Annotated in this window: 20 protein-coding genes, 1 tRNA gene and 2 pseudogenes; 11 read left to right on the top strand and 12 right to left on the bottom strand. The window is 71.0% G+C overall.

What is annotated here, in order from left to right:
• Positions 1 to 140: 140 nt before the first annotated feature.
• Complete coding sequence (locus tag F7R91_RS13875) at positions 141 to 1730, top strand: esterase/lipase family protein (RefSeq protein WP_150948154.1); 1590 nt, start codon at positions 141 to 143, stop codon at positions 1728 to 1730.
• 110 nt (positions 1731 to 1840) lie between these two features.
• Here the strand turns inward: F7R91_RS13875 and F7R91_RS13870 are convergent, their stop codons facing one another.
• The 4 genes from F7R91_RS13870 to F7R91_RS13855 all read right to left on the bottom strand — a co-directional run bounded on the left by F7R91_RS13870 (position 1841) and on the right by F7R91_RS13855 (position 5445).
• Positions 1841 to 2692, bottom strand: a complete 852-nt coding sequence (locus tag F7R91_RS13870; RefSeq protein ID WP_150948152.1) for a sulfurtransferase — start codon at positions 2690 to 2692, stop codon at positions 1841 to 1843.
• Positions 2689 to 4071 (bottom strand): MBL fold metallo-hydrolase, encoded by a 1383-nt coding sequence (locus tag F7R91_RS13865; protein WP_150948151.1) that lies wholly within the window; start codon positions 4069 to 4071, stop codon positions 2689 to 2691. Before F7R91_RS13865 ends, F7R91_RS13870 begins: the two co-directional genes overlap by 4 nt.
• A 25-nt stretch (positions 4072 to 4096) precedes the next feature.
• A complete protein-coding gene (locus F7R91_RS13860) occupies positions 4097 to 5200 on the bottom strand; it encodes a molybdopterin-dependent oxidoreductase (RefSeq protein WP_150948149.1) in 1104 nt (367 codons plus the stop codon).
• A 171-nt stretch (positions 5201 to 5371) separates the two neighbouring features.
• Positions 5372 to 5445: transfer RNA gene (locus F7R91_RS13855), tRNA-Pro, on the bottom strand.
• 192 nt (positions 5446 to 5637) lie between these two features.
• On the opposite strand from F7R91_RS13855, the gene F7R91_RS13850 reads away from it, so the two are divergent.
• Positions 5638 to 5982 carry a cupin domain-containing protein gene (locus F7R91_RS13850; RefSeq protein WP_150948147.1) on the top strand — a complete coding sequence of 115 codons (345 nt, stop codon included), beginning with the start codon at positions 5638 to 5640 and terminating at the stop codon, positions 5980 to 5982.
• On the opposite strand, the gene F7R91_RS13845 is transcribed toward F7R91_RS13850, so the two are convergent.
• A complete protein-coding gene (locus F7R91_RS13845) occupies positions 5972 to 6976 on the bottom strand; it encodes a LacI family DNA-binding transcriptional regulator (protein ID WP_150948145.1) in 1005 nt (334 codons plus the stop codon). The genes F7R91_RS13850 and F7R91_RS13845 overlap by 11 nt on opposite strands.
• A 120-nt stretch (positions 6977 to 7096) precedes the next feature.
• On the opposite strand from F7R91_RS13845, the gene F7R91_RS13840 reads away from it, so the two are divergent.
• Positions 7097 to 8260 (top strand): Gfo/Idh/MocA family protein, encoded by a 1164-nt coding sequence (locus tag F7R91_RS13840; RefSeq protein WP_150948144.1) that lies wholly within the window; start codon positions 7097 to 7099, stop codon positions 8258 to 8260.
• Between the two features lie 12 nt (positions 8261 to 8272).
• On the opposite strand, the gene F7R91_RS13835 is transcribed toward F7R91_RS13840, so the two are convergent.
• Together F7R91_RS13835 and F7R91_RS13830 are read right to left on the bottom strand one after the other, a co-directional pair.
• Positions 8273 to 8908 carry a TMEM175 family protein gene (locus tag F7R91_RS13835; protein ID WP_191971475.1) on the bottom strand — a complete coding sequence of 212 codons (636 nt, stop codon included), beginning with the start codon at positions 8906 to 8908 and terminating at the stop codon, positions 8273 to 8275.
• A 75-nt stretch (positions 8909 to 8983) separates the two neighbouring features.
• Entirely contained in the window at positions 8984 to 10018 is a 1035-nt protein-coding gene (locus F7R91_RS13830) for a LacI family DNA-binding transcriptional regulator (RefSeq protein WP_150948142.1), read from the bottom strand.
• A gap of 139 nt (positions 10019 to 10157) precedes the next feature.
• Between F7R91_RS13830 and F7R91_RS13825 the strand changes: the two genes are divergently transcribed.
• The 3 genes from F7R91_RS13825 to F7R91_RS13815 all read left to right on the top strand — a co-directional run bounded on the left by F7R91_RS13825 (position 10158) and on the right by F7R91_RS13815 (position 13228).
• Positions 10158 to 11324, top strand: coding sequence for a phytanoyl-CoA dioxygenase family protein (locus tag F7R91_RS13825; protein WP_150948140.1), 1167 nt, complete (start codon positions 10158 to 10160; stop codon positions 11322 to 11324).
• A 16-nt stretch (positions 11325 to 11340) separates the two neighbouring features.
• On the top strand, positions 11341 to 12117 hold the full coding sequence (locus F7R91_RS13820) for an SDR family oxidoreductase (protein WP_150948138.1): 777 nt from the start codon (positions 11341 to 11343) through the stop codon (positions 12115 to 12117).
• A gap of 106 nt (positions 12118 to 12223) precedes the next feature.
• On the top strand, positions 12224 to 13228 hold the full coding sequence (locus tag F7R91_RS13815; protein WP_150948136.1) for a Gfo/Idh/MocA family protein: 1005 nt from the start codon (positions 12224 to 12226) through the stop codon (positions 13226 to 13228).
• A gap of 64 nt (positions 13229 to 13292) precedes the next feature.
• Here the strand turns inward: F7R91_RS13815 and F7R91_RS13810 are convergent, their stop codons facing one another.
• The 5 genes and pseudogenes from F7R91_RS13810 to F7R91_RS13790 all read right to left on the bottom strand — a co-directional run bounded on the left by F7R91_RS13810 (position 13293) and on the right by F7R91_RS13790 (position 18018).
• Positions 13293 to 14558 carry a serine hydrolase domain-containing protein gene (locus F7R91_RS13810; protein WP_150948134.1) on the bottom strand — a complete coding sequence of 422 codons (1266 nt, stop codon included), beginning with the start codon at positions 14556 to 14558 and terminating at the stop codon, positions 13293 to 13295.
• Positions 14559 to 14727: 169 nt separating this feature from the next.
• Positions 14728 to 14931 (bottom strand): annotated as a pseudogene (locus F7R91_RS13805) (2-keto-myo-inositol dehydratase); the annotation flags it as partial.
• 72 nt (positions 14932 to 15003) lie between these two features.
• Positions 15004 to 15918 (bottom strand): ATP-binding cassette domain-containing protein, encoded by a 915-nt coding sequence (locus F7R91_RS13800; protein ID WP_150948133.1) that lies wholly within the window; start codon positions 15916 to 15918, stop codon positions 15004 to 15006.
• Positions 15919 to 15922: 4 nt separating this feature from the next.
• Positions 15923 to 16999, bottom strand: coding sequence for an ABC transporter permease (locus F7R91_RS13795; protein ID WP_191971495.1), 1077 nt, complete (start codon positions 16997 to 16999; stop codon positions 15923 to 15925).
• Positions 16999 to 18018: a sugar ABC transporter substrate-binding protein gene (locus tag F7R91_RS13790; RefSeq protein ID WP_150948129.1), complete on the bottom strand. Its 1020-nt coding sequence runs from the start codon at positions 18016 to 18018 to the stop codon at positions 16999 to 17001. The genes F7R91_RS13795 and F7R91_RS13790 overlap by 1 nt, the downstream gene beginning before the upstream one ends.
• A gap of 291 nt (positions 18019 to 18309) precedes the next feature.
• On the opposite strand from F7R91_RS13790, the pseudogene F7R91_RS13785 reads away from it, so the two are divergent.
• The 5 genes and pseudogenes from F7R91_RS13785 to galE all read left to right on the top strand — a co-directional run.
• Positions 18310 to 18435, top strand: a pseudogene (locus F7R91_RS13785) (5-dehydro-2-deoxygluconokinase); the annotation flags it as partial.
• A 49-nt stretch (positions 18436 to 18484) separates the two neighbouring features.
• Positions 18485 to 19360: a Cgl0159 family (beta/alpha)8-fold protein gene (locus F7R91_RS13780; protein ID WP_150948127.1), complete on the top strand. Its 876-nt coding sequence runs from the start codon at positions 18485 to 18487 to the stop codon at positions 19358 to 19360.
• Positions 19361 to 19441: 81 nt separating this feature from the next.
• A complete protein-coding gene (gene iolD / locus F7R91_RS13775; RefSeq protein WP_150948125.1) occupies positions 19442 to 21319 on the top strand; it encodes a 3D-(3,5/4)-trihydroxycyclohexane-1,2-dione acylhydrolase (decyclizing) in 1878 nt (625 codons plus the stop codon).
• A gap of 38 nt (positions 21320 to 21357) precedes the next feature.
• The gene (locus F7R91_RS13770; RefSeq protein WP_150948123.1) at positions 21358 to 22146 is read left to right on the top strand and encodes a GntR family transcriptional regulator; all 789 of its coding nucleotides are present in this window, start codon (positions 21358 to 21360) and stop codon (positions 22144 to 22146) included.
• Between the two features lie 171 nt (positions 22147 to 22317).
• On the top strand, positions 22318 to 23376 hold the full coding sequence (galE, locus tag F7R91_RS13765) for a UDP-glucose 4-epimerase GalE (protein ID WP_150948121.1): 1059 nt from the start codon (positions 22318 to 22320) through the stop codon (positions 23374 to 23376).
• Position 23377: the final 1 nt, after the last annotated feature.

Raw genomic sequence — 23377 nt, 5'->3', positions numbered from 1 at the left:
TGGGGCTCGCCACCGAGCGCGCCCTGGGGGGGGGGGTCGTGCTCTCCAGTTGGGGGGGAGGGTGACGTCCGCGACCACGCCACTGAGGGCCCGTCCGGACGAGGGGGATCGCCCGTCGGGCGGATGAACGGGGGAACGGCATGACGGATGCGTCCGTCTCCGGCGGCGGTCGGCTGATCGTGTACGTCGGAGGACTGATCGAAAAGCGCCACGACGCCGACGAGTTGTTCGAGAAGCTGCAGGCCGAGCCGGGGCACGCCGACGACGAGGTCTGGGTGTACCCGGACTGGATCAGGCCGTTGACGCGCGGCTCACTCGCCGTTCTGGCCGACACGCTCAACCAACGCATCGGCGCCCTGTGGGCGGAGGGCGGACGCGCCCGCGAGATCGTCCTCGTCGGTCACAGTGCCGGCGGGGTACTGCTGCGCTACGCCTACCTGTGCGGGCGCGGCCGTCTGGACGGCCATCGGTCGGCGTGGGTCCACCAGGTGACCCGGATCGTGCTGCTCGCCGCTCCCAACCGAGGCGTCCCGCCGTCCCGGCTCAATGGGCCGACCCGTGTCGCCGCGATCATGGCGGCCGGCACGTTCCGCAGGTTCGCCGCGCTCGAACTCCTCGCCGGTGCCGCCTTCATGACCGACCTCCGGCTGGAGTGGATCAGGCTGTTCAACGAACTGGGCGCCGAGGCACCGCTGGTGGTCCAGGTGCGCGGCGCCGCCGACCCATTGGTGCGGCCGGAGGACAGCAGGGACGTCGAGGGCCGGGCGACCGGGGCCGACCTCTACATCCCGCAGGCCGACCACCGGGACATCATGAAGGTGTCCAAGGTCCCCCAGGACAGAGAGGGACAGCGGTACGACATCCTGCGCCGGGCCGTCCTCGGCACGGTCGAGATCACCGAGCCGGCGGCGCTGCCCGAGCAGGAGGCCGAGGTGACCGACATCGTGTTCCTGCTCCACGGCATCCGCGCCGGGATCAACAGCTGGGTCACCGACCTCGAACGGGCGCTGCAGAACGGAACCACGAGCCGGACCCTGGTGGTCACCGCCTCCTACGGATGGCTGTCGGCGTTCAACTTCGCGTTTCCGGTGAGCCGTCGGCGAACGCTGCGCTGGTTCCAGGACCAGTACAGCTACCAGTTCGCCCGCCACCCGGACGCGCGGATCCACTTCGTGGGTCACAGCAACGGCACCTATATGTTCGGCCAGTCCCTGCGCCAGGTGCGGACCCTGCGCTTCGACCGGGTGTACCTCGCCGGCAGCGTGCTGCCGCGGGAGTTCGGCTGGCGCGACTTCGCCGACCGGCTGCAGATCGCGACTCTGGTCAACGCCTGTGGTTCCAGGGACAAACCGGTCGGATGGCTGTGCAGCGGTCTGCGCGGGCTCGGCATGCGCGACATCGGGCTCGGCGGGTTCGCCGGCTTCGACGTCACCCCCTCCGGCACGGTCCAGTTCCTCCATCTCGACGGCGGTCATGGCGCCGGGCTCACCGCACAGCACCTCCCGGCCGTCGCGGAGTACATCCGTGACGGCAAGCAGCCGAACCCGTCCGTCACCGAGCCTTCCCAGCTGTTCAGCCAGGTGTCCCGGCTCGCCCCGCTCCTGGCCGTGCTGCTCGTGCTCGGTCTCCTCGGCATGGTGGCGTGGACGGTGGTCGCCTTCAGCCTCGTCAAGCTGGTCGCGGTGCTCGGCGGGGCGGCCGCGGCCTGCCTGATCCTGAAGGCCGTATAGGGAAAGACACCGCGCGCTCACGGGCCTGCTGACACCGACGGTCCGGTCAACGGCCCGGCGGCAGACCCTCCGCCGGGCCGTTCATCAAGTGGCCGTCGGCCGGGCCGGGTTCACCCCATCTCCACGGGCACACCCACCAGCGAGCCGTACTCGGTCCAGGAGCCGTCGTAGTTCTTGACGTCCGGGTAGCCGAGCAGCTCGTGCAGGGCGAACCAGGTGTGCGAGGAGCGTTCGCCGATACGGCAGTACGCGATGACCTCGCTGTCCGGGGTGATGCCCTTGGCCTCGTACAGGTCGCGCAGTTGCGCCGCCGACTTGAACGTCCCGTCGTCGTTGGCGGCCTGCGCCCAGGGGATGTTCGCCGCGTGCGGAATGTGGCCCGGCACCTGCGCCTGTTCCTGCGGAAGGTGTGGAGGCGCCAGCTTCTCGCCCCGGAACTCCTCGGGGGAACGTACGTCGACCAGGCCGATGCCGGTTTCCTCCTTGGCCAGCACCTCGTCGCGCAGGGCACGGATCTCGGGGTGGGCCGGCCCGGTCACCTCGAAGGAGGTGCGCGGATGGTCCACGGTCTCCCGTGTCATCGGGCGGCTCTCCAGCTCCCACTTCTTGCGGCCCCCGTCGAGCAGCTTCGCCTTCTCGAAGCCGCGCAGCCGCAGGACCCAGTAGGCGTAGGCGGCGAACCAGTTGTTGTTGCCGCCGTACAGCACGACGGTGGTGTCGTCCGCCACGCCGGCCGCGCCGAGAAGTTCTGCGAGGCCGACGCGGTCGACGTACTCCCGGCCGACCTCGGTGTGCAGGTCGGTCGTCCAGTTCCAGCCGACGGAGCCGGGGATGTGGCCGCTGTCGTAGGCGCTGGTGTCCTCGTCGACGTCGATGATCCGCAGTGTCCTGTCGGTCAGATGGCCTGCCAGCCACTCCGTGTCGACCAGCGTCTCCGGATGTGCGTAACCGTTCGTACTCATCCTGCTCTCCCTTCAATGATCGGCTGTATCAGGTCGTGTGCGCCGCCCCTGACCACCGCGGTGACCGGGATGCCGGCCCGGTCGAGGAGGCTGGCCGCGGCGGCCGCGCGGCGCCCGCGACTGCAGACCGTCCACACCTCGCGGTCCCGGGGGATCTCGGCGAGCCGCCGGGGCAGTTCGCCGACCGGAATGGCCAGTGCTCCCGGTACGGTTCCGGGCTCGTTCGGGGACCGGACGTCGAGGATGCGCACCGGGGCGCCGCGCGCGAGGAGCGCGAGCAGGTCGGCGGGGTCCGCGGTACGGAAGGAACCGACCGGGCGGCCCTCGGCCTGCCAGCATTCGATGCCGCCGTCCAGATAGCCCTCGACCCGCTCGTAGCCGATCCGCAGCAACTGGGTCACCGCTTCGGCCGCTGCCTCGCCCGCCGGTTCCGGGAGGACCAGGACCAGGGGTGTGCCGAAGGGCACGACCTGCCCGACCAGGCCGGCGAAGCCGTCGTCCAGTTCGTCGCAGAGCGATCCGGGCAGATGCGCCCGGGCGAACGTCCGGCGGTCACGGGCGTCGACCACCAGCGCCCCGCCGCCGGTCAGCCGGGCCACGGTCTCCGGCGTGAGCGGCCGGGCGCCGCGGGGCGGACCTCCGAGCACGGTGGGCCCGGCGCGGTTGATCGAGGCCATGTGCCGGTAGTACGCCGGGTACGGGGGCAGCCCGAACCGCTCGCTGACGAACTCCTCCTCGTCCACCGCCAGCGCCGGATTGGCGCGCCGCTCCGCGCCCACCGTCGTCGTCCGTTCCCCCGATGCCGGCCCGGCGGCACAGGAGCTGCCGGCCCCGTGGGTGGGCAGTACCCGGGTGCCGTCCGGCAGCAGGGCCAGCCGTCGCAGCGACCGGAACTGTGCGTGGGCGAGGCTCTCGGTCCGTTCCTCGCCCGACAGATCGGTGCGGCCCGAGCTGCCGACCAGCAGGCTGCCGCCGGTGAACACGGCCCTCGGGTCGCGCTCGCGGTCGCCGAGGACCAGGTACGAGGTGTGCTCGGCGGTGTGGCCGGGCGTCTCCATGGCCCGGACCAGCAATTCCCCGACGGTGATCTCGTCGTCCTCGGCCAGGGGAAGATGCTCGAAGGCGTAGGCGGCCCGGGCGGGTCCGGCCACGGTGGCGCCGGTGGCGGCCCGTACCTCCAGGGCACCGGAGACGTAGTCGTTGTGCACATGTGTCTCCAGGACGTACCGGACCCGCACCCCGCGTGCGTCGCAGTCCGCGAGCAGCCCCCAGCAGTCCCGCTGGGGATCGACCAGGGCGGCCTCGTCACCGCTGACCAGGAGGTAGCTGGTGTCGCCGAGCGGGGCGGTGGTGACGATCCCGATCTCGTACTCGTCCATGTCGGCCCCGCTCTCGAACTCGTCGTCAGTCGGGCTGTCCCGCGTCCCCCGGCCGGCCGGACCGTCGCCGGACCAGCACGTCCACGCCGGCCGCCGCGTTGCAGCCGTAGCCCTGGGCGTTCCACGGAGCCCGCAGCGGCTGTGTCTCGCCGTGCGCGTCACTCGCGCGGGCCTGCAGCCGGTGGTGCCCGGTCCGCCGCGGGGTCCAGCGCAGCGACCACCCCGTCCATGCATACGGTCCGCTCGGGCGGTCGAGGCGGGCCCGGTGCCATGCGTCGTCGTCCGCCCGGACCTGGACCAGCCGCACGGGTACACCGCCCGACCAGGCCCAGCCGCGGACGGTCACCGCGGTGCCGAGCGCGAGGACCGCCTCCGGCTCCGGGGCGGTGATCAGCGACTTGACGCGCAGGGTGGTGACCGGGCCGTCGGCCGTACCGCCGCGGGCGTCGCGGTAGACGTACTCGTCGGTCTGGAACACCCCGGTGAACGGTTCGGCCACGGCCCGGGCCCCGACGAGCCACTTCACATCGGCCACCCCGAACCGGCCCGGCACCACCAGGCGCACCGGGGCCCCGTGGACGGGGGCGAGCGGTTCACCGTTCATATGGGTGGCCAGCAGGGTGTCCGGGTGCAGCGCGACCTCCAGCGGCAGACTGCGTTCGAAGGCCACGCTCCGGCCGTGCTCGTCGCCGGCGTCCGCTCCGGTGAACACGAACTCCACCGCCCGCGGGTCCGGCCGGGCCCGCGCGGCGACCGCCCGGAACGGCACACCGCCGAACCGTGCACAGCCCACCGCCCGCTCGCCCCAGGGCAGTCCCGGCGGTGGCGGGGTCATCCGGCCGCGTCCGTTCCCGGCACATTCCAGCACGACGTCGAGCTCCCGCATCCCCAGCGCCGGCAGCTCGTCGTACCGGACCTCGCAGGGTGCCCCGACCAGACCGCCGAGGCGCAGCCGCCACCTCCCCGGCTCCAGCCGCGGGACTGCGAAGTGAGCGCGGACGAAGAACGCGTCCACGGGCGTGATCCATTCGGCGAGCGCGACCGCGGGGGTCTGGGCGTTGTACGGGTCGGCCGTCAGCGTGTCGGGCGTGAGGGTCCCGGGCCCCCGGGGCAGGATCCCTCCGGTCATCGCGCTCACCACGTCCAGGAACTGCTCCGGCCCTCGCGGCCGGCACTTTTCAATCTACGCCTGGAGCGCCCGCGTCGCGTCGGCGCGAGGAGCGGCCCGGAAAACGACCGAGGGCCTTGTCCCACCGAAGTGGTCCAAGGCCCTGTCCCGGACAGACAGCCGGTTCGGCTGTCGGGACGACAGGATTTGAACCTGCGACCCCTTGACCCCCAGTCAAGTGCGCTACCAAGCTGCGCCACGTCCCGGTGCGGTGCCACGGTGACTCGTGGGAACACGCAGGTGAACCCTACCTCATGCGGTCGATCCGACGTGGCTGTCGGCCTGCCGGACGGCGTTCACCAGGGTGTCCCCGGCGCGACGAAGTGTCCTGTCACCGGGGCCGGTACCGCACACTCTGTCGGCGTCCTGGCGGGGAACGATCTCGCTAGGGTCGCCGTATGACCCACAGCTTCGCCCTCCATGTCCCCGACGCCGAGCTCGAACCCGAGCCCCTCGCCCCGGAGCAGATCGTCTCCGGGACACCGGAGGTGAGCGGAAGGGTCGTCTGGGAGTCGGCGGACGGCCGCCGGATCCGGGGCATCTGGCAGATCACCCCGGGGGTGGTCACCGACACCGAGGCGGACGAACTGTTCGTGGTGCTCGGCGGTTCCGCGACCATCGAGGTGGCGGACGGGCCGACGCTGACCGTCGGGCCCGGCGACATGGCCGTGCTGCGGGCGGGCGACCGTACGACCTGGACGGTGCACGAGACGCTGCGCAAGGTGTACGCCATCAACCTGTAGGCGGCGCTCCCGTGGTCCCGCGGATCTCCAGCGCGGGCGCCGCCAGTTGGACGCGCCCCGCTCCCCCGGGCGCCTCGATACGGTCGAGGAGGCAGCGCGCGGCGCGGCGGCCGACCTCGTGCCCCGCGTTGTCGACGGTGGTCAGCCACAGATGGCGCAGCCGCGAGATGCTCGTGTTGTCGTAGCCGGTCACGGACAGGTCGTGCGGAACGCGCAGGCCGAGTTCCCCGGCGGCCGACAGCGCGCCGACGGCGGCGATGTCGTTGACGGCGATCACGGCGGTGGGCCGCACCGGGCGGCCGAGCAGACGGACGGTGGCGCGGTAGCCGCCCTCCTCCGTCATGTCGCAGGACTCGACGGCCGCTTCGGCGCCGAGGCCGTGGCCCCGCATGGTCGCCTCGAAGCTGCGGCGGCGCAGTTCTCCGACGGCTCCGTAGCCCGCAAGGTGCGCGATACGGCGGTGGCCGAGGCCGACGAGGTGCTCGGTGACCAGTCGCGTGCCCTGCTCGTCGTCACCCGCGACGACGTCGACACCGGGCGGAACCGGGTCGCGGGCGCCGGCCACCACGACCGGCATCCGCTCGGCCACCGCGCCGAGGGCGGCCGGGTCGGGCAGCGTGCCGACCACGACCAGGCCGTCGGCCCGCAGGTCCAGGAACGGGCCGGTCAGATCCTGTCCGGTACGACGGCTCAGCCGGGCGTCGGCCAGCAGCATGTGCAGGCCGTGGTCGTGCAGCAGCGGGTTCAGTCCGTCGAGGAGATCCACGTACCAGGGATTGCGCAGGTCGTGGAGGAGGACGCCGACGGTGCGGGTGCGCTGCTCGCTGAGGCTGCGCGCCGCCGCGTTCGGGCGGTAGCCGAGTTCGCGTACGGAACGCAGCACCGCCTCCCGCTTCTCCGGCCGCACCTGGGCGGAGCCGCGCAGCACCAGCGACACCAGCGACTTGGAGACGCCGGCGTGTTCGGCCACGTCGCGGATGGTCGGCGGTTTCATGTTCTGGACCGTTCCATGGGGCACGCCGGGTTGTCAAAGGGGTTGACACCACTCGTTATGAAGCTCAGGGTGACCTGGACAGGTTGTGGACCGGTCCAAAAGCGCCAGAGAAGGGCTGTCATGGTGGATGCGCTCGGTGTCGCCGTCGTCGGGTTCGGCTGGATGGGCCGGGTGCACACCCAGGCGTACGCCCGTGTCCTGCACCACTACCCGGATCTTCCGCTGCGTCCGCGGTTGGTGACGGTCGCCGAGGAGGTACCCGGCCGGGCCGAACAGGCCGCCGCGCAGTTCGGGTTCGCCTCGACGACCCGTGACTGGCGCGAGGTGGCGGCGGATCCCCGGGTGCAGGCGGTGAGCATCACCGCCCCCAACTTCCTGCACCGTGAGATCGGTGTCGCGATGGCCGGGGCCGGCAAACACATCTGGATCGAGAAGCCGGTGGGCCTGACGGCGGCCGACGCCCGTGCGGTCGCCGACGCCGTCGCCGAGGCGGGCGTCCAGGGAGCGGTCGGCTTCAACTACCGCAACGCGCCCGCCGTCGAGGCGGCCCGTGAGCTGATCGCCTCCGGCTCGATCGGCACGGTCACCCATGTCCGCATGCGGCTGTTCAGCGACTACGCGGCCCATCCCGACAGCGCGCTGACCTGGCGGTACGAGCGGGAGCGCGGCGGCAGCGGAGTGCTCGGCGACCTCGCCTCGCACGGCGCGGACCTGGCCCGGTATCTGCTCGGCGACATCACGTCCCTGACCGCCGACACCGCCGTCTTTCTGCCCGAGCGGGCCCGCCCCACCGCCGCGACCGCGGGTCACTCGCGTGCCGCGGGCGGTGAGCTCGGCCCGGTCGAGAACGAGGACTACGTCGGCTGCCTGCTGCGCTTCGCCTCCGGCGCCCGCGGTGTCCTGGAGGCCTGCCGGGTCTCGGTCGGCGAGCAGAACAACTACGGCTTCGAGGTGCACGGCACCCGGGGCGCGGTGTTCTGGGACTTCCGCCGGATGAACGAGCTCGGCGTCAGCCGCGGCACGGACTACCAGGACCAGCCCGTCAGCACGGTGTACGTCGGCCCGGGCGACGGCGAGTTCGGCGCGTTCCAGCCGGGCGCGGCGAACGCCATGGGCTATGACGACCTCAAGGTCGTCGAGGCCTGTCGCTTCCTGCGGTCCGTCGCCGAGGGCACGCCGCACGGGGCGACCCTGCGGGACGCCGTGCACAGCGCCGCCGTACTGGACGCGATGGAGCGGTCCGCCCGGAGCCGCGCGTGGGTGGATGTGGAAGGGACCTCGTGACGGCAGCCCGGCTCAGCCGGTCGTCCCGGTGGTCGCCCTGCCCCATCGCCCGATGACGATCTTGGTCGGGATCATGACGAGCCACCACAGCATGGCCACCGATCCGAACGTCAGGGCCAGGGGGATGGTGAGGAGGAAGATCACCACGGTGCTGCCGAGATCGACGGCGTAGAGGGTGGTGCCCGGAGCGGGTGCGGGTTCGGGGGTCGGTTCGCCCCGCAGCCAGGGACGCCGGGCCAGGACCAGGAGCAGCGCGAGGTGGGTGGCGCCGAGTGCGGCGACCGCCGCCGCGTAGATGGCGACCGACGCGGGCTCGGTGGCGTACTCCGCGACCAGCTTGGTGGGGAAGGGCACGAGTGCCGCGACCCCCAGGCCCAGCACGGACAGCCCGATCACCTGCGCGTCCACCTGCCGCACGCTCCGGAAGATGCTGCGGTGGCCGCGCCAGTACTCCCCCAGCACCCACAGGCTCAGCCCATAGGCCCCGAGGTTCGGCAGGAGCTCGCTGAGCGCGTCCCGGTACTCCGAGGAGCTCAGGCCCCGAGGCACCGACAGATCCAGGACGAGCAGGGTGATGGCGATGGCGTACACGCCGTCGGCGAGTGCCAGCAACCGCTCGGGCCCGCCGTCGGGGGTCGATTTCCACATACGCACGACGGTAGGAAGCCCGGACCCGCGGGAGCGGGAACACGCCCGGGCCGCGCCCCGATGTGCCGTCAGGTGTCACACGGTCGTCGTCTGCGACGGCATGTTGTACGGCGTCACCACCTGGATCGCCGACGGCAGTGTCGGGCCGGCCGGCGGCAGGGCACCATGGGCGCGCATCACGATGTGGCAGGCCTCGCGCATGTCCTGGCGCAGATCGTGGTGGAGGACCACGGACAGCCGCCTCTCGCGCAGCAGCCGGGTGTTGTCGTGGTCGAGGTCGTGCGCGATGAACACCGCGCAGCCGCGGCCCAGGTCCTCGAAGGCGCGCAGGGTGGCGATGTTGCCGCCGCCGATCGAGTACACCGCCCGGATCTCCGGGTCGCGTTCCAGCGCCGCCCGGACGAGGTTGTACTGGGTGGCGTCCAGGCCCTGGCCCTCGGCGATCTCCACCAGCATGCGCTCCGGATGCCGGGCGCGCATGGCGCTGCGGAAGCCCATCTCGCGCTCCTCCTCGTTGCGGAAGAAGCCGCTGCTGAGGCTGGTGAGCACATTGCCGGGCCGGTCGCCGAGCCACTGGCCCATCAGATACGCGGCGGTCGCCCCGGCGGCCCGGTTGTCGATGCCGACGTAGGCGAGGCGCGCGGTGGAGGGCAGGTCGGTCACCAGGGTCACCACGGGTATGCCCGCCGCGGTCAGCCGGCCGACCGCGGCGGCGACCTCGGGGACGTCCGGGGCCTTGAGGATCACGCCCTGCGAGCCGCGCCGGGCGATCCGGTCCAGGGTCCCGGTCAGCTCCCGCACCGGGCCGGTCTCCCGGAAGTGGAACCGCGAGCGCACGACGGCCGGGTGCAGCGCCGGCAGTTCGGCCTCCAGGGCGGCCCGTACGGCGGTGGAGAACCGTTCCGGAGTCTGCATCACGATGTCGACCATGAAGGTACGGCCGACGAGCCGGACCTGGGTGCGCTGCCGGTCCAGGTCGGTGATGGCCTGCCGGACCTCCCGGGCGGTGCTCTCCCGCACCCCTCCGCGGCCGTTGAGGACCCGGTCGACGGTGGCCTCGCTCAGGCCCGCCTGACGTGCGATCTCCCGGATCGGGAAGGGATGGCCCATACGGGGGCTCCTTGAGGGGTTTTTGATGGCTTCCTGCTGGTTGTTCGACGGGTTTGTACTGACAAGAATGACAGCACGGAGTCGCCCGCCGGAAGCCGGGCGACCCCCGTTGCCGCCCCTGCCACCGAGAGGACCGACGATGTCCTTCGCCTCCGTCCAGCGCCGGACCTGGCTCGCCGAGCGGGACTGCGACCTCGCCGCCTTCCGTGAGCACGTCGAGCGCACCACCGACCTCGCCGACCACCCGTACGCCGCGTCCGTGGAACGGAACGTCCTCGTCTACGACAGCGAGCGCATCCGTGCCGCCGCGGACCGCCGTGACGTCCAGGCCGAACTGGTCCACGCCCTCGCCGACGGGCCCGGCATCGTGGTCCTCAAGGGCGCCTTCCCCCGGGCGGACGCAGTCGACCGGCTCACCGACGTCTTCGACGCCCTGATCGCCGAGCAGCGCTCCTCGGGCGCGGGCGCCGGCGACCACTTCGCCAGGCCCGGCGCCAACGACCGCGTCTGGAACGCCCTGGAGAAGGCCGCCCTGTACGACCCCGAGGCGTTCGCCGGCTACTACGCCAACGACGTCCTCGCCCTGGTCTCGGCCGCCTGGCTGGGGCCCCGCTACCAGATCACCTCACAGGTCAACGTGGTCAACCCGGGCGGCCGGGCCCAGACCGCACACCGCGACTACCACCTGGGGTTCCTGTCCACCGAGGCCGCGGCCGCCTATCCCGCGCACGCGCACCGCCTCTCCCCCGCGCTCACGCTCCAGGGCGCGGTCGCGCACTGCGACATGCCGGTGGAGTCCGGCCCGACGATGTACCTGCCCCACTCGCAGTCGTACGAGCCCGGATACCTGGCGTGGCGACTGCCCGAGTTCCAGGCGTACTTCGAGACCCACCACGTCCAGCTCCCGCTGGCCAAGGGCGACGCGGTCTTCTTCAACCCCGCGCTGTTCCACGCCGCGGGCACCAACCGCTCCGCGGACATCCGGCGCATGGCCAACCTCCTCCAGGTCTCCTCCGCGTTCTGTCGGGCGATGGAGACGGTGGACCGTGAGGCGGTCGTGAACGCCGTCTTCCCCGTGCTGCTCCGGCGCCGGGCCGAGGGCGCGGGCGAGGAGTGGCTGGAGCAGGTGATCGCCGCGAGCGCCGAGGGCTACCCCTTCCCCACCAACCTCGACAGCGATCCGCCGGTCGAGGGTCTCGCCCCGCCGTCCCAGGCCGACGTCGTACGGCGGGCACTGCGCGAGTCATGGACCGCAGACGTGCTGCGGGACGCACTGCGGGCCTGCGCCGAGCGGCGCCGGAGCTGAAAGGAACCGTCCGTCCATGGGACTTCTCGACGACAAGGTCGTCCTCGTCAACGGCGGCAGCCAGGGGGTCGGTGCCGCCGTCGCGCGGGCCGCGGCCCGCGAAGGCGCGGTGGTGGCCGTGACCGGGCGGCGCCCGGAGCCGGGCGAGGCGCTGGTGGCCGAGCTGACGGCCGCCGGGAGCAAGGCGATGTTCGTACGCGCCGACCTCTCCGACCCCGGCCGGGCGAAGACCTCGGTGGCCGAGGTGGTCGCGGCGTACGGCCGTGTCGACTCTCTGGTGAACTCCGCCGGGCTGACGTCGCGGGGGACGCTGCTGGACACGACGCCCGAGCTGTTCGACCAGCACATCGCGATCAACCTCAGGGCGCCGTTCTTCGCCATGCAGGCCGCGGTCGCGGACATGGTGGCACGGGAGGCGCCCGGCACGATCGTCAACATCATCACGTCCTCGGCACACGGCGGGCAGCCGTTCCTGACGCCATACGTCTGCGCCAAGGCCGGGCTGGTCGGCCTGACCCGCAACGCCGCGCACGCGCACCGCTGGGACCGGATCCGGATCAACGGGCTGAACATCGGCTGGACCGCGACCGAGGGCGAGGACGCGACGCAGCGGACCTTTCACGCCGCGGGCGACGACTGGCGCGAACAGGCGGCCGCCGGGCTGCCGATGGGCAGGCTGGGCCAACCGGACGAGATCGCCGACTTCGTCGTCTTCCTCCTGTCGGACCGGTCGGGCGTGGTCACCGGTTCGGTGATCGACTGGGACCAGAACGTGCTGGGCGGGCTGGACTGAATCACGGAAGCCCGTCCGGCGATGGAGGACGGGCCCGAAGGGCAACGGGGTTTGAGGCAGAGCCCCGGCAACGAACAGCAACCACATACGGAAAGCAGCGGAACCCATGCGTATCGGCATCCTCGGCCTCGGCCGCATCGGCGCCTTCCACGCCGAGACCCTCTCCGGACTCGACGCGGTCGAGTCGCTCCTACTCGCCGACCCGTTCGCGGACGCCGCCAAGTCGGCCGCCGAGCGGTTCGGCGGCGAGGTCGCGGACTCGCCCGAGGCGGTGCTCGCCGCCGGGGTGGACGGTGTGGTGGTCGCCGCCGCCACGGACGCCCACCCCGGCCTGATCCTGGCCGCCGTCGAGGCCGGCATCCCGGTCTTCTGCGAGAAGCCCGTCGCCAGGACCATGAGCGAGGGCGTACAGGTGCTCAAGGCGGTCGAGACTTCCGACGTCCCGATCCAGATCGGCTACAACCGCCGCTTCGACGCCGGGTTCGTGGCCGCCCGGGCCGCCGTGCAGAGCGGCGAGCTGGGCACGCTGCACACCGTACGGTCGACCACGCTGGACCCGGCGCCGCCCCCTGCCGCGTACATCGCCTCCTCCGGCGGCATCTTCCGGGACTGCTCGGTGCACGACTTCGACATCATCCGCTGGGTGACGGGCCGCGAGGTCACCGAGGTCTACGCCGTCGGCGGCAACCGGGGCGCGGACTTCATCAAGGAGGCGGGCGACGCCGACACCACCGGCGCGGTCCTCACCCTGGACGACGGCACGATCGCGGTGGTCTCCAACAGCCGCCACAACGCCCGGGGTTACGACGTGCGCATGGAGATCCACGGCTTCCAGGACTCCATCGCCGTCGGTCTGGAGGACAAGCTGCCGCTGCGCTCCGTAGAGCCCGGCGTGACCTTCCCGGCCGGCACCCCGCACGACTTCTTCATGGACCGCTTCACCGAGGCCTACCGCGCCGAACTCACCGCATTCACCGAGGTGGCGGCGGGTCGGCGGCCCTCGCCGTGCACGGTCGCGGACGCCCTGGAGGCGGGCTGGATCGCGGAGGCGTGCACGCTGTCGCTGCACGAGCACCGGCCGGTGCGTATCGACGAGGTCCGCTCCCTCTGACGAACGGCTGCTCCCGCGGGGACCCGGTCCCTGCGGGAGCAGCGCGCGGTGCGCGCAATGCGCTTCATCTGGCCGCGGGTTGCGCCGGCAGGTCGAAGATGTGGTCCGGGGAGATGATCCGTGTGATGGCGTCGCCGAACAGGGTGCTGGGTTCCTGGCCCTTGTAGTCGATGTCGGTGTTCAGCACCACGACGAGGGTCGCCTGCTCCGACGGCATGTAGACCGTCAGGGACTCGTAACCGGGCAGGGAACCATTGTGGCCGATCCAGCCCTGCACATCGAAGATCCCGAGGCCGTACCCGGTGCCGGGCATCGGCGTCGGCGGGAACGTCAGCCGCTGCTTCTGCGTGGCGGGGCTGATCAGCGTGTCCCCGTCGGGCAGTTGGCCCGTGGCCACCGTGCGTGCCCACACGCGCAGGTCCTGCAGATCGGAGATCATGGCTCCGGCCGCCCAGGCCGAGGAGGGGTTCCAGGTCGCGGCGTCCTCGACCTGGCCGTTCGCGGTCTGGTCGGTGTAGCCCTGCGAGTGCGGCCGGGGGAACTCCGCGCCGGTCGGGAAGAGGGTGTGGTTCATGCCGGCCGGTTCGAGGACGGTGTCGTGGATGTAGTCCGCGAGCGTCTGCCCGGAGATCTTCTCCACGACCAGGCCGAGCAGGATCAGGTTCGTGTTGCAGTAGTAGAACTGCTGGCCGGGCGGGAACATCACGGGGTGTCTGAAGGAGTAGCCGAGCAGTTCCTGCGGGGTGAACGGGCGCCTGGGATTGGACGTCAGCGCCTTGAAGAAGCCCTCGTCCTGGGAGTAGTTGAACAACCCGCTGCGCATGCCGGCCAGTTGACGCAGGGTGATCTTGCCGCCGTTCGGCACGCCGTCGACGTACTTGTCGATCGTGTCGTCCAGGCTGATGCTGCCCTGGTCGACCAGTTCCAGCAGCGCCGTGACGGTGAACGTCTTGGTCTCGCTGCCGATCCGCATGTACAGGTCCGGGGACATCGGCTCGCCGGTGTTCTTGTCGGCGATGCCGAAGGACTTCACGTACTCGCCCTTGTCGGGCGTCCAGATGCCGACGGTCACCCCGGGGACCTTCGCCTGCCTCATGACCCGCTGCACGGTGAGGTCGAGCTCCCGCTTCACGTCGGGCGTGAGTTCGCGGACGTCGTCCCCGGAGGGAGACGGTGAGGGCTGGCGGGCGGCGGAGGCGACGGAGGCGGATTCGGATGAGGACGGCAGCGCCACGGCGGTCCCGGCCGCGGCCTGCGCCAGCAGAACCCCCACCACGGTGGCGACGACGGCCACCCTGCGCAGGCGCGGTCGAGTGCACGGGTGTGTCATGGGCCCACTCCCCTGTGAGGAGACACGCACCGCACACCACACTCGCGCCACTGGGCACAGCCCGGGCGGGGCCCATCACCCACCCGCGGCCGGGTGCGGCCATCACCACCAGCATAGGAGTGCCCACACACCGCCGCCTGTCGGCAGGGGCGCGCGGGCACTCCGGCGTTCACGCCCCGCAGGACCTCAGGAACGTGCGTGTGCGCACCGCGATCGGCAGCGGCCGCTCCGGCTCGCAGGGGGACATGTCCTGCTCGACGATCGCGAACAGCTCGACGCCGAGTGTCTGGGCGGCCATCAGCACCGGTCCCAACTCCGGGACACCGGAGGGCGGTTCGCACAGCACTCCACGCCACACCGCCGGGCCGAACGGTGCGGCGAGGGGGGTCCCCCCTGCTCGAATAGCTTGGGGGAGCGTGCATGGCGTCAAGTGGCAGGCGGGAGTTCAGGAGGTCCCTTCGGGCGGGGCCGACTCCGGCGCCGTGAGGTCCTTCTCGTCGGGGAGCTCCTCCACGTCGACACCCCGGACGGCGGCCAACTCGTGCTTGAGCGCGGCGAGTTCGGCGCCGCCGGCCATGTGGTTGGTCAGTTCCTCCAGGCTGACCTGGCTGCGGTCGGCGGACAGTTCGAGGGTGCCCAGACGCAGCACGCTGAAGTGGTCGCCCACCATGTAGGCGTGGTGCGGGTTGTGGGTGATGAAGATGACGCCGAGGCCACGGTCGCGGGCGGCGGCGATGTACTTCAGCACGACGCCGGACTGTTTGACGCCGAGGGCGGCGGTCGGCTCGTCCAGGATCAGGACGCGGGCACCGAAGTACACCGCGCGCGCGATCGCCACGCACTGGCGCTGGCCGCCGGACAGCGTGCCGATGGACTGCTCCAGGTCGTCGAGGACGATGCCCATGTTGCGCAGTTCGCCGTCGGCGGTCTGCTTCATCTTCTCGATGTCGAGACGGCGGACGGGCCAGGGGCCCTTGGTCATCTCCGACCCGAGGAAGAAGTTGCGCCACACCGGCATCAGCGGCACGGTGGCGAGGTCCTGGTAGACGGCCGCGATGCCCTTGTCGAGGGCCTCGCGGGGGGAGTTGAAGCGGACCGGCCGGCCGTCCACGAGGAAGTCGCCCTCGGTGTGCTGGTGCAGACCCGAGACGATCTTGATGAGGGTTGACTTGCCGGCGCCGTTGTCACCGAGCACACAGGTGACCCGGCTGGGGTGGACCTTGAGGTCGACGCCGTGCAGGGCGCGGATGTTGCCGTACGACTTGCCCGCGTTGCGCAGTTCGACGATCGCGCCGTCCTGGGCGGCGACGGTGTCCTCGAGGACGGTCCCGTGGGTGCCGGCTTTGTTGGTGGAAGTCATCGGGTCACCTCCGGGTCGCCGTACGGCTGACCCACAGATTGATCAGGACGGCGCCGAGCAGCATCACGCCGAGGAAGGCCTTGAACCAGTCCGGGTTCCAGCCGGCGTAGACGATGCCCTGCTGCACCATGCCGAACATGAACGCGCCGAAGACCGGGCCGATCGCGGAACCGGCGCCGCCGGTCAGCAGACAGCCGCCGATCACCGCCGCGGAGATGTAGATCAGCTCCTGGCCCACGCCCTCGCCGGACTGGACGGTGTTGAAGGTGAACAGCTGGTGCATGCCCACGAACCAGGCGCCGAAGCCGACCAGCATGAACAGCGAGATCTTGGTGAATTTCACCGGCACACCGACCGCTCGCGCGGACTCCTTGTTGCCGCCCACCGCGAAGATCCAGTTGCCGTACCTGGTGCGCAGCAGCACCCAGGTGGCCAGCGCGGCGAACACCAGCCAGTACAAGATGGTGATCTTGATCTGGACGCCGCCGATCTCGAAGGACGACGCGAAGATCTTCTTCGCCTGGCTGAAACCGTCCATGTCGCTGATGTCGTCGGTGGCCACGTTGGTGGTGACCAGCTTGGTCACCGCCAGGTTGACACCCTGGAGGATCAGGAAGGTGCCCAGGGTGACCAGGAAGCTGGGCAGCCCGGTCTTGACCACCATCCAGCCGTTGAGGAAGCCGATCCCCAGGGACACGGCCAGTGCGACGATCACGCCGACCCATACGTTCACGGTCAGTTGATAGCTGAACATGCTCGCGGTGAGCGCGGAGGTGATCACCGCGACACCGGCCGACAGGTCGAACTCCCCGCCGATCATCAGCAGCGCCACGGGCAGCGCCATGATCCCGATCGTCGAGGACTGGTACAGGATGTTCGCCATCGAGCTGCCGTCACGCACCGGCGGCGCCTCGACGAGGAAGAACACATACACGGCCAACGCACCGAGGAAGACCCCCACCTCGGGACGGGCGAGCAGCCGCAGCACCAGGGGGCGCTGCGCGGTCCGCCCGTCGGTCTCCTTCGGGCCGGAGGCCGGCGGTGTGGTCACCGCCGGCTCAGCCTGCTGGGTCATGCCGATCACCGAGTGCCCTTCGCGGCGAACTGCGCGACGGCGTCGACGTTGGACTTGTCGACGAAGGCCGGACCGGTCAGCACCGGCTGCTCACCGCCGCCCATGTAGTTGCCGTTGTTCTTGTAGAGCCACAGCGAGTCGATCGCCAGGTAGCCCTGGAGGTAGGGCTGCTGGTCGACCGCGAACTGGATCGAGCCGCTGCTGATGGCTCCGGTCAGCGCCTTGTTGAGGTCGAAGGTGGCGATCTTCGCCTTGCTGGCGGCGTCGTCCACCGACTGCACCGCGGTCAGCGCGAACGGGGCGCCGAGCGTGACCACGTAGTCGATGGCCTTGTCCTGCTTGAGCTTGGCGGTGATCGTCGACTTCACGGACGGCATGTCGGTTCCGTTGACGTACAGCGTCTCGGTCGAGCCGGAGAACGTCTTCTTCACACCGTCGCAGCGCTGGGTGAGGCCGATGTTGCCCTGCTCCTGGATGACACAGACGGCCTTCTTGGCGCCGGCCTCGTTGAGCTTCTTGCCGAGCGCCTCGCCGGCCACGACCTCGTCCTGGCCGAAGAACTCCATGAGGCCGAGCTTCTGCCACTCGCTCACACCGGAGTTGAGGCCGACGACGGGTATGTTGGCCGCCTTCGCCTTGGCCACGACGTCCTTCAGAGCGTCCGGCTTGGCCAGCGTGATGGCGATGCCGTCGACCTTCTGGTCGATCGCGTTCTGCACCAGGTTGGCCTGGTTGCCCGCGTTCGGGTCGGCCGAGTAGACCAGCTTGACGTTGTCCTTGGCCGCTGCGGCCTCGGCGCCCTTGCGGACGATGTCCCAGAAGGTGTCACCGGGCGACTGGTGGGTCACCAGGGCGACCGTCATCTGCGGAGTGGTCGCCTTGCCCGCGGAGGCGCCTCCCGCGCTCTCCTCGGCTTTCTTGCCGCCGGAGCTGCTGGAGCAGCCCGCGAGGGTCAGGGCCGCTGCCGCGGCCACGGCCACGACGGGGGCGAATCTGCGGGAGCGGGAGTGCGAAGAGCGGTCCATCTTTCCTGCACCTCACTGTGCGACGGGGGAAAGGGAAGGCGGATCACGGTGATCCGAAGCCCCTGGATAGCAAAGTCCGGGTGGTGCGCCGCGCATCGCGGCTTGCTTGCGTTGGGACGGGATTCCACCCCTTGATGCGGCCGCTGTCAATACTTTGTTAAGACATCATTTCACGATCAGGTCCGAATGTAAGTACAAAACATTGACAGCGCCGGCCTCCGAGCCCAACATCTGAGAGGCGGCGGGCCCCTCGGGACCCACACCCCCAGCACAGCTCCAGGAGCGTCGCACATGGCCGAAACAGCGCAGCCCTTCGATGTGATCACGATGGGCCGCATCGGAGTCGATCTCTACCCGCTGCAGTGCGGCGTACCCCTGGGGCATGTGGAGACCTTCGGAAAGTTCCTCGGCGGTTCGGAGGTCGAACCCCTCCTCGTAGACGGCTGAACCCTGAACGGAGCGTCCCTTGCCCCTCACCATCCCCGAGCTCACCGCGGTCAGGGCCCGGCATCCGGAAGCGGTCGCCGAAGCCGCCACCCGCCGGATCCGCCGGCCGCTCCTCGGCGGCTCCGGCAGGCTGATGATCGTGGCCGCCGACCACCCGGCCCGCGGCGCGCTCGGCGCCGGCGGACGCCCGCTCGCCCTGGCCCACCGCGCCGACCTGCTGGAGCGCCTGTGCATCGCGCTGTCCCGGCCCGGCGTCGACGGTGTGCTCGGTACCGCCGACATCCTGGAGGACCTGCTGCTGCTCGGCGTGCTCGACGACAAGGTCGTGATGGGCTCGATGAACCGGGGCGGCCTTCAGGGCGCCTCCTTCGAACTCGACGACCGCTTCACCGGCCACCGCCCCGAGGACCTGGCCCGTCTCCGCTTCGACGCCGGCAAGCTGCTGCTGCGCATCGACTACGACGACCCGGGCTCCCTCACCACGCTGGAGTCGACGGCCCGCGCCGTCGACGAGATGGCGGCCAACCGGCTCCCCGTGTTCATCGAGCCCTTCGTCTCCCGCCGCGTCGAAGGGACGGTCCGCAACGACCTGTCCGCCGAGGCCGTCACCCGCTCCATCGCCATCGCGTCCGGGCTGGGCGGCACCTCCGCCTACACCTGGCTGAAGCTCCCCGTCACCCACGACCCGGACGACATGGCCGAGGTCCTTCAGACGTCCACCCTGCCCGCCGTTCTGCTGGGCGGCGAGGTCGACGACCAGGAAGGCGCGTACGAGCGCTGGCGGGAGGCGCTGCGCCTGCCCACGGTCCAGGGGCTGGTCGTCGGCCGCTCGCTGCTCTACCCGGCCGAGGGCGAGGTCGAGTCGGCGGTGGACACGGCCGTGTGCCTGCTGTGATGCGGAGGCACTTCCCATGACCTGCCGGCTTCCCGTGCCCCGTCCCTTCCCCGTGAGGTCCCGATTCCCCGTGAGGTCCCGATGAGCCACTCCACCAGCCGCCGCCTGACCGTCGCCCAGGCGCTGGTGCGGTTCCTGTCCGCCCAGTACACGGAACGGGACGGCGTACGTCATCGGCTGATCGCCGGCACCTGGGGCATCTTCGGCCACGGCAATGTGGCCGGCATCGGGCAGGCGCTCCTCGAAGCGGGCGAGGACGCGATGCCGTACCACCAGGGCCGCAACGAGCAGGCCATGGTCCATGCGGCCGTCGGCCGCGCCCGGCAGCTCAACCGGCTCTCCGCGCAGGCGGTCACGACCTCCATCGGCCCCGGCGCCACGAACCTCGTCACCGGCGCGGCCCTGGCGACGATCAACCGTCTGCCGGTCCTGCTGCTGCCCGGCGACTACTTCGCCACCCGCCCCGCCGACCCGCTGCTCCAGCAGCTGGAGCACCCGACCGAGGCCGACGTGTCCGTCAACGACACCCTGCGCCCGGTCTCCCGCTTCTTCGACCGGATCACCCGCCCCGACGCGCTGATCCCGTCCGCGCTGAACGCCCTGCGTGTGCTCGCCGACCCGGCCGAGACCGGCGCCGTCACCCTCGCCCTGCCGCAGGACGTGCAGGCGGAGGCGTACGACTGGCCCGAGGAGTTCTTCGCCGACCGCGTCTGGCACGTACGGCGGCCCGCACCCGACCCCTCCGAGCTGGCGGAGGCCGTGCACGCCGTCCGCGCCGCCGCACGCCCGTTGATCGTCGCGGGCGGCGGGGTGCACCACAGCGAGGCCGAGGAGGCGCTGCGGGCGCTGGTGGACGCCACCGGCATCCCGGTCGCCTCGACCCAGGCGGGCAAGGGATCCCTGCGGTACGACCACCCCGCCGACCTCGGCGGGATCGGCCACACCGGCACGGCGGTCTGCGACGACATGGCCCGCACCGCGGACCTGGTGATCGGTGTCGGCACACGGTACTCCGACTTCACCACCGCCTCCGGCACGCTCTTCCAGAACCCGGACGTCCGGTTCCTCAACCTCAACATCACGGCGTTCGACGCGCACAAGCTGGCGGCGCGCACTGTCGTCTGCGACGCGCGGGCCGGCCTCGCGGCCCTCACCGAGGCGCTCGCCGGTCACCGTGTCTCCCCCGCCTACGTGGACGAGTACCGCACCGGCAAGGACCGCTGGGAGCAGGTCGTCGAGGCCGTCTACCGCGCCGACGACGAGAACGCCGTACCGACCCAGACCCAGTTGCTCGGTGCCCTGGACGCGGTCGTCGGGGACGACGACGTTGTCATCAACGCCGCCGGCTCGCTCCCCGGCGATCTGCACAAGCTCTGGCGCGCCCGCTCGCCGCGCCAGTACCACCTCGAGTACGGCTACTCCTGCATGGGCTACGAGATCCCGGCCGCGATCGGCGTCCAGCAGGCCGAGCCCGACACGCCCGTATGGGCCCTCGTCGGCGACGGCACCTATCTGATGATGCCGACCGAGATCGTCACCGCCGTCCAGGAGGGCCTGCCCGTCAATCTGGTCCTGGTCCAGAACCACGGTTACGCCTCCATCGGCGGTCTGTCGCAGTCGGTGGGCGGCGAGCGCTTCGGCACCGCCTACCGCTACCGGGCCGCCGACGGCACCTTCAGCGGCGCCCCGCTGCCGGTGGACCTCGCCGCCAACGCGGCCAGCCTCGGCATGGACGTGCTGCGCGCCAAGACCGTGCGCGAGCTGCGCGAGGCGCTGGCCGCGGCCCGCGCCTGCGACCGGCCGACGTGCGTGTACGTCGAGACCGACCCGGCGCCCGCCGCTCTGCCGGCCGAGGCCTGGTGGGATGTGCCCGTCGCCGAGGTCGCCTCCCGCGAGGCGGCCCTGCGGGCCCGCGAGGCGTACGACCGCCAGGTCACCGACCGCCGCCGGCACCTGTGACCCCAGCCGTTCCAGACTCTTGCGACGGAGGTACGTCCATGGCGAAGAACCGTGGTTACGGCCGTGCCGAGACCACCACCCCGGCTCTCGGCTCCCTGGACTTCGCCCTGGACCGGGGCAGTCCGGTACCGCTGTACTACCAGCTCGCCCAGCAGCTGGAGGCGGCGATAGAGCACGGGGTCCTCGCCCCGGGAAACCTCCTGGGCAACGAGATCGACCTGTCCGTGCGCCTCGGCCTGTCCCGGCCGACGGTCCGGCAAGCCATCCAGACCCTGGTCGACAAGGGGCTGCTGGTGCGCCGTCGCGGGGTCGGCACGCAGGTCGTGCACAGTCAGGTCAAGCGGCCGCTGGAGCTCAGCAGTCTGTACGACGACCTGGAGGAGGCCGGACAGGGTCCGACCACCCAGGTCGTGCGCAACGAGCTCGTACCGGCGGCCCCCGACGTGGCGGCGGCCCTCGGCATCGCGGAGGGCGGCGAGGTCACGGTCCTGGAGCGGCTGCGCTTCACCCACGGCCAGCCCGTGGCCTTCCTCTGCAACTACCTGCCGGCGGGCCTGCTCGACCTCGACACCGCCCGGCTGGAGGCGACCGGCCTGTACCGGATGATGCGCTCGGCGGGCATCACCCTGCACAGTGCCCACCAGACCATCGGCGCCCGCGCCGCCACCGCCGAGGAGGCGTCCCGCCTCGACGAGAAGGAGGGCGCGGCGCTCCTGACGATGCAGCGCACGGCGTACGACGACACGGGCAGACCGGTCGAGTACGGCACCCACGTCTACCGGGCGTCACGGTACGCGTTCGACTTCCAGCTGCTGGTCAGACCCTGATCGGATCAGGGCGCTCACCCTTGGTACGGACGCAAGCCCGACCCCGCCAGGCCTTGACTCGCGGGAGGAAGCGGCGCACAGTCGAATATACGGCGTAAACGTACGCCGTTGGGACTACGTCGTCTTTACCCAGCACGGACACCTCGGCCGCGACCGGCAGGGAGCGCGGAGATGAGCGCACCGTCAACCGTCCTCGTCACCGGCGGGGCCGGCTTCATCGGCAGCCACGCCTGCGTCGAACTGCTGGACCATGGTTATGAGCTGATCGTGGTCGACGACTTCTCCAACAGCACTCCGGAGGCCTTCGCCCGGGTGGAGCGGATCGCAGGCCGCTTCGTCGGCGCCGTATACGAACTGGACATCTGTGACCGGCACGCTCTGTCGGCCGTCTTCGACCGGCACTGCGTCGACGCGGTCGTGCACTTCGCCGCGCGCAAGTCCCTGGGCCCCTCGGCCCAGAAGCCCGTGGCGTACTACGACACCAACGTCGGCGGCACCACCACCCTGCTGCGGGCCATGCACGAACACGGGGTGCACCAGCTGGTGTTCTCCTCGTCCTGCTCGGTTTACGGCGAGGCCGGACCGGGAGCACTCGATGAGTCCACCCCCGCGCGGCCCACCAACCCCTACGCGATCTCGAAGTGGATCTGCGAGCAGATCCTCTCCGACGTGTGCCGACACCGCCCGGAGTACACCGTGATGTGCCTGCGGTACTTCAACCCGGCCGGCGCCCATCCCAGCGGACTGCTCGGCGAGGATCCGCGCGGCGAGCCGGACAATCTCATGCCGTACCTGGCCCAGGTGGCCGTCGGCCGGCGGGAGCGGCTGCGCGTCTTCGGCACGGACTACCCCACCCGCGACGGCACCGCGATCCGCGACTACATCCACGTCATGGACACCGTGGAGGCCCACCGGGTCGCCCTCGACCACCTTGCCGACGCCCCCGGCATGCACATCTTCAACCTCGGCCTCGGCAAGGGCAGTTCGGTCCTGGAGGTCGTCGACGCGTTCTCCCGGGCGAGCGGAAGGACCATTCCGTACGAGGCCGCGCCCCGCCGCCCCGGCGATGTGACCGAACTCGTCGCGGACGCGACCGCCGTGGCCCGCGCCTGGGCCTGGCACCCCACCCGGGACCTGGACGACATGTGCCGGGACGCCTGGCGCTTCCAGCGGCACAATCCGAACGGCTACACCGGCTCCGCCCGGCGAACGAAGGGCGGGCACGGCTGAC

The sequence above is a fragment of the Streptomyces luteolifulvus genome (genome assembly GCF_008806595.1).
Classification (GTDB): Bacteria; Actinomycetota; Actinomycetes; order Streptomycetales; family Streptomycetaceae; genus Streptomyces; species Streptomyces luteolifulvus.
Note: the sequence above shows the minus strand (reverse complement) of the source record. Positions and strands in the feature narration are given on the sequence as shown.

Excerpts from the sequence above, each read along its gene's own strand:
- F7R91_RS13875 (WP_150948154.1), top strand. The coding sequence starts at position 141 with ATGACGGATGCGTCCGTCTCCGGCGGCGGTCGGCTGATCGTGTACGTC.
- F7R91_RS13870 (WP_150948152.1), bottom strand. The coding sequence starts at position 2,692 with ATGAGTACGAACGGTTACGCACATCCGGAGACGCTGGTCGACACGGAG.
- F7R91_RS13865 (WP_150948151.1), bottom strand. The coding sequence starts at position 4,071 with ATGGACGAGTACGAGATCGGGATCGTCACCACCGCCCCGCTCGGCGAC.
- F7R91_RS13860 (WP_150948149.1), bottom strand. The coding sequence starts at position 5,200 with ATGACCGGAGGGATCCTGCCCCGGGGGCCCGGGACCCTCACGCCCGAC.
- F7R91_RS13850 (WP_150948147.1), top strand. The coding sequence starts at position 5,638 with ATGACCCACAGCTTCGCCCTCCATGTCCCCGACGCCGAGCTCGAACCC.
- F7R91_RS13845 (WP_150948145.1), bottom strand. The coding sequence starts at position 6,976 with ATGAAACCGCCGACCATCCGCGACGTGGCCGAACACGCCGGCGTCTCC.
- F7R91_RS13840 (WP_150948144.1), top strand. The coding sequence starts at position 7,097 with ATGGTGGATGCGCTCGGTGTCGCCGTCGTCGGGTTCGGCTGGATGGGC.
- F7R91_RS13835 (WP_191971475.1), bottom strand. The coding sequence starts at position 8,908 with ATGTGGAAATCGACCCCCGACGGCGGGCCCGAGCGGTTGCTGGCACTC.
- F7R91_RS13830 (WP_150948142.1), bottom strand. The coding sequence starts at position 10,018 with ATGGGCCATCCCTTCCCGATCCGGGAGATCGCACGTCAGGCGGGCCTG.
- F7R91_RS13825 (WP_150948140.1), top strand. The coding sequence starts at position 10,158 with ATGTCCTTCGCCTCCGTCCAGCGCCGGACCTGGCTCGCCGAGCGGGAC.
- F7R91_RS13820 (WP_150948138.1), top strand. The coding sequence starts at position 11,341 with ATGGGACTTCTCGACGACAAGGTCGTCCTCGTCAACGGCGGCAGCCAG.
- F7R91_RS13815 (WP_150948136.1), top strand. The coding sequence starts at position 12,224 with ATGCGTATCGGCATCCTCGGCCTCGGCCGCATCGGCGCCTTCCACGCC.
- F7R91_RS13810 (WP_150948134.1), bottom strand. The coding sequence starts at position 14,558 with ATGACACACCCGTGCACTCGACCGCGCCTGCGCAGGGTGGCCGTCGTC.
- F7R91_RS13800 (WP_150948133.1), bottom strand. The coding sequence starts at position 15,918 with ATGACTTCCACCAACAAAGCCGGCACCCACGGGACCGTCCTCGAGGAC.
- F7R91_RS13790 (WP_150948129.1), bottom strand. The coding sequence starts at position 18,018 with ATGGACCGCTCTTCGCACTCCCGCTCCCGCAGATTCGCCCCCGTCGTG.
- iolD (WP_150948125.1), top strand. The coding sequence starts at position 19,442 with ATGAGCCACTCCACCAGCCGCCGCCTGACCGTCGCCCAGGCGCTGGTG.
- F7R91_RS13770 (WP_150948123.1), top strand. The coding sequence starts at position 21,358 with ATGGCGAAGAACCGTGGTTACGGCCGTGCCGAGACCACCACCCCGGCT.
- galE (WP_150948121.1), top strand. The coding sequence starts at position 22,318 with ATGAGCGCACCGTCAACCGTCCTCGTCACCGGCGGGGCCGGCTTCATC.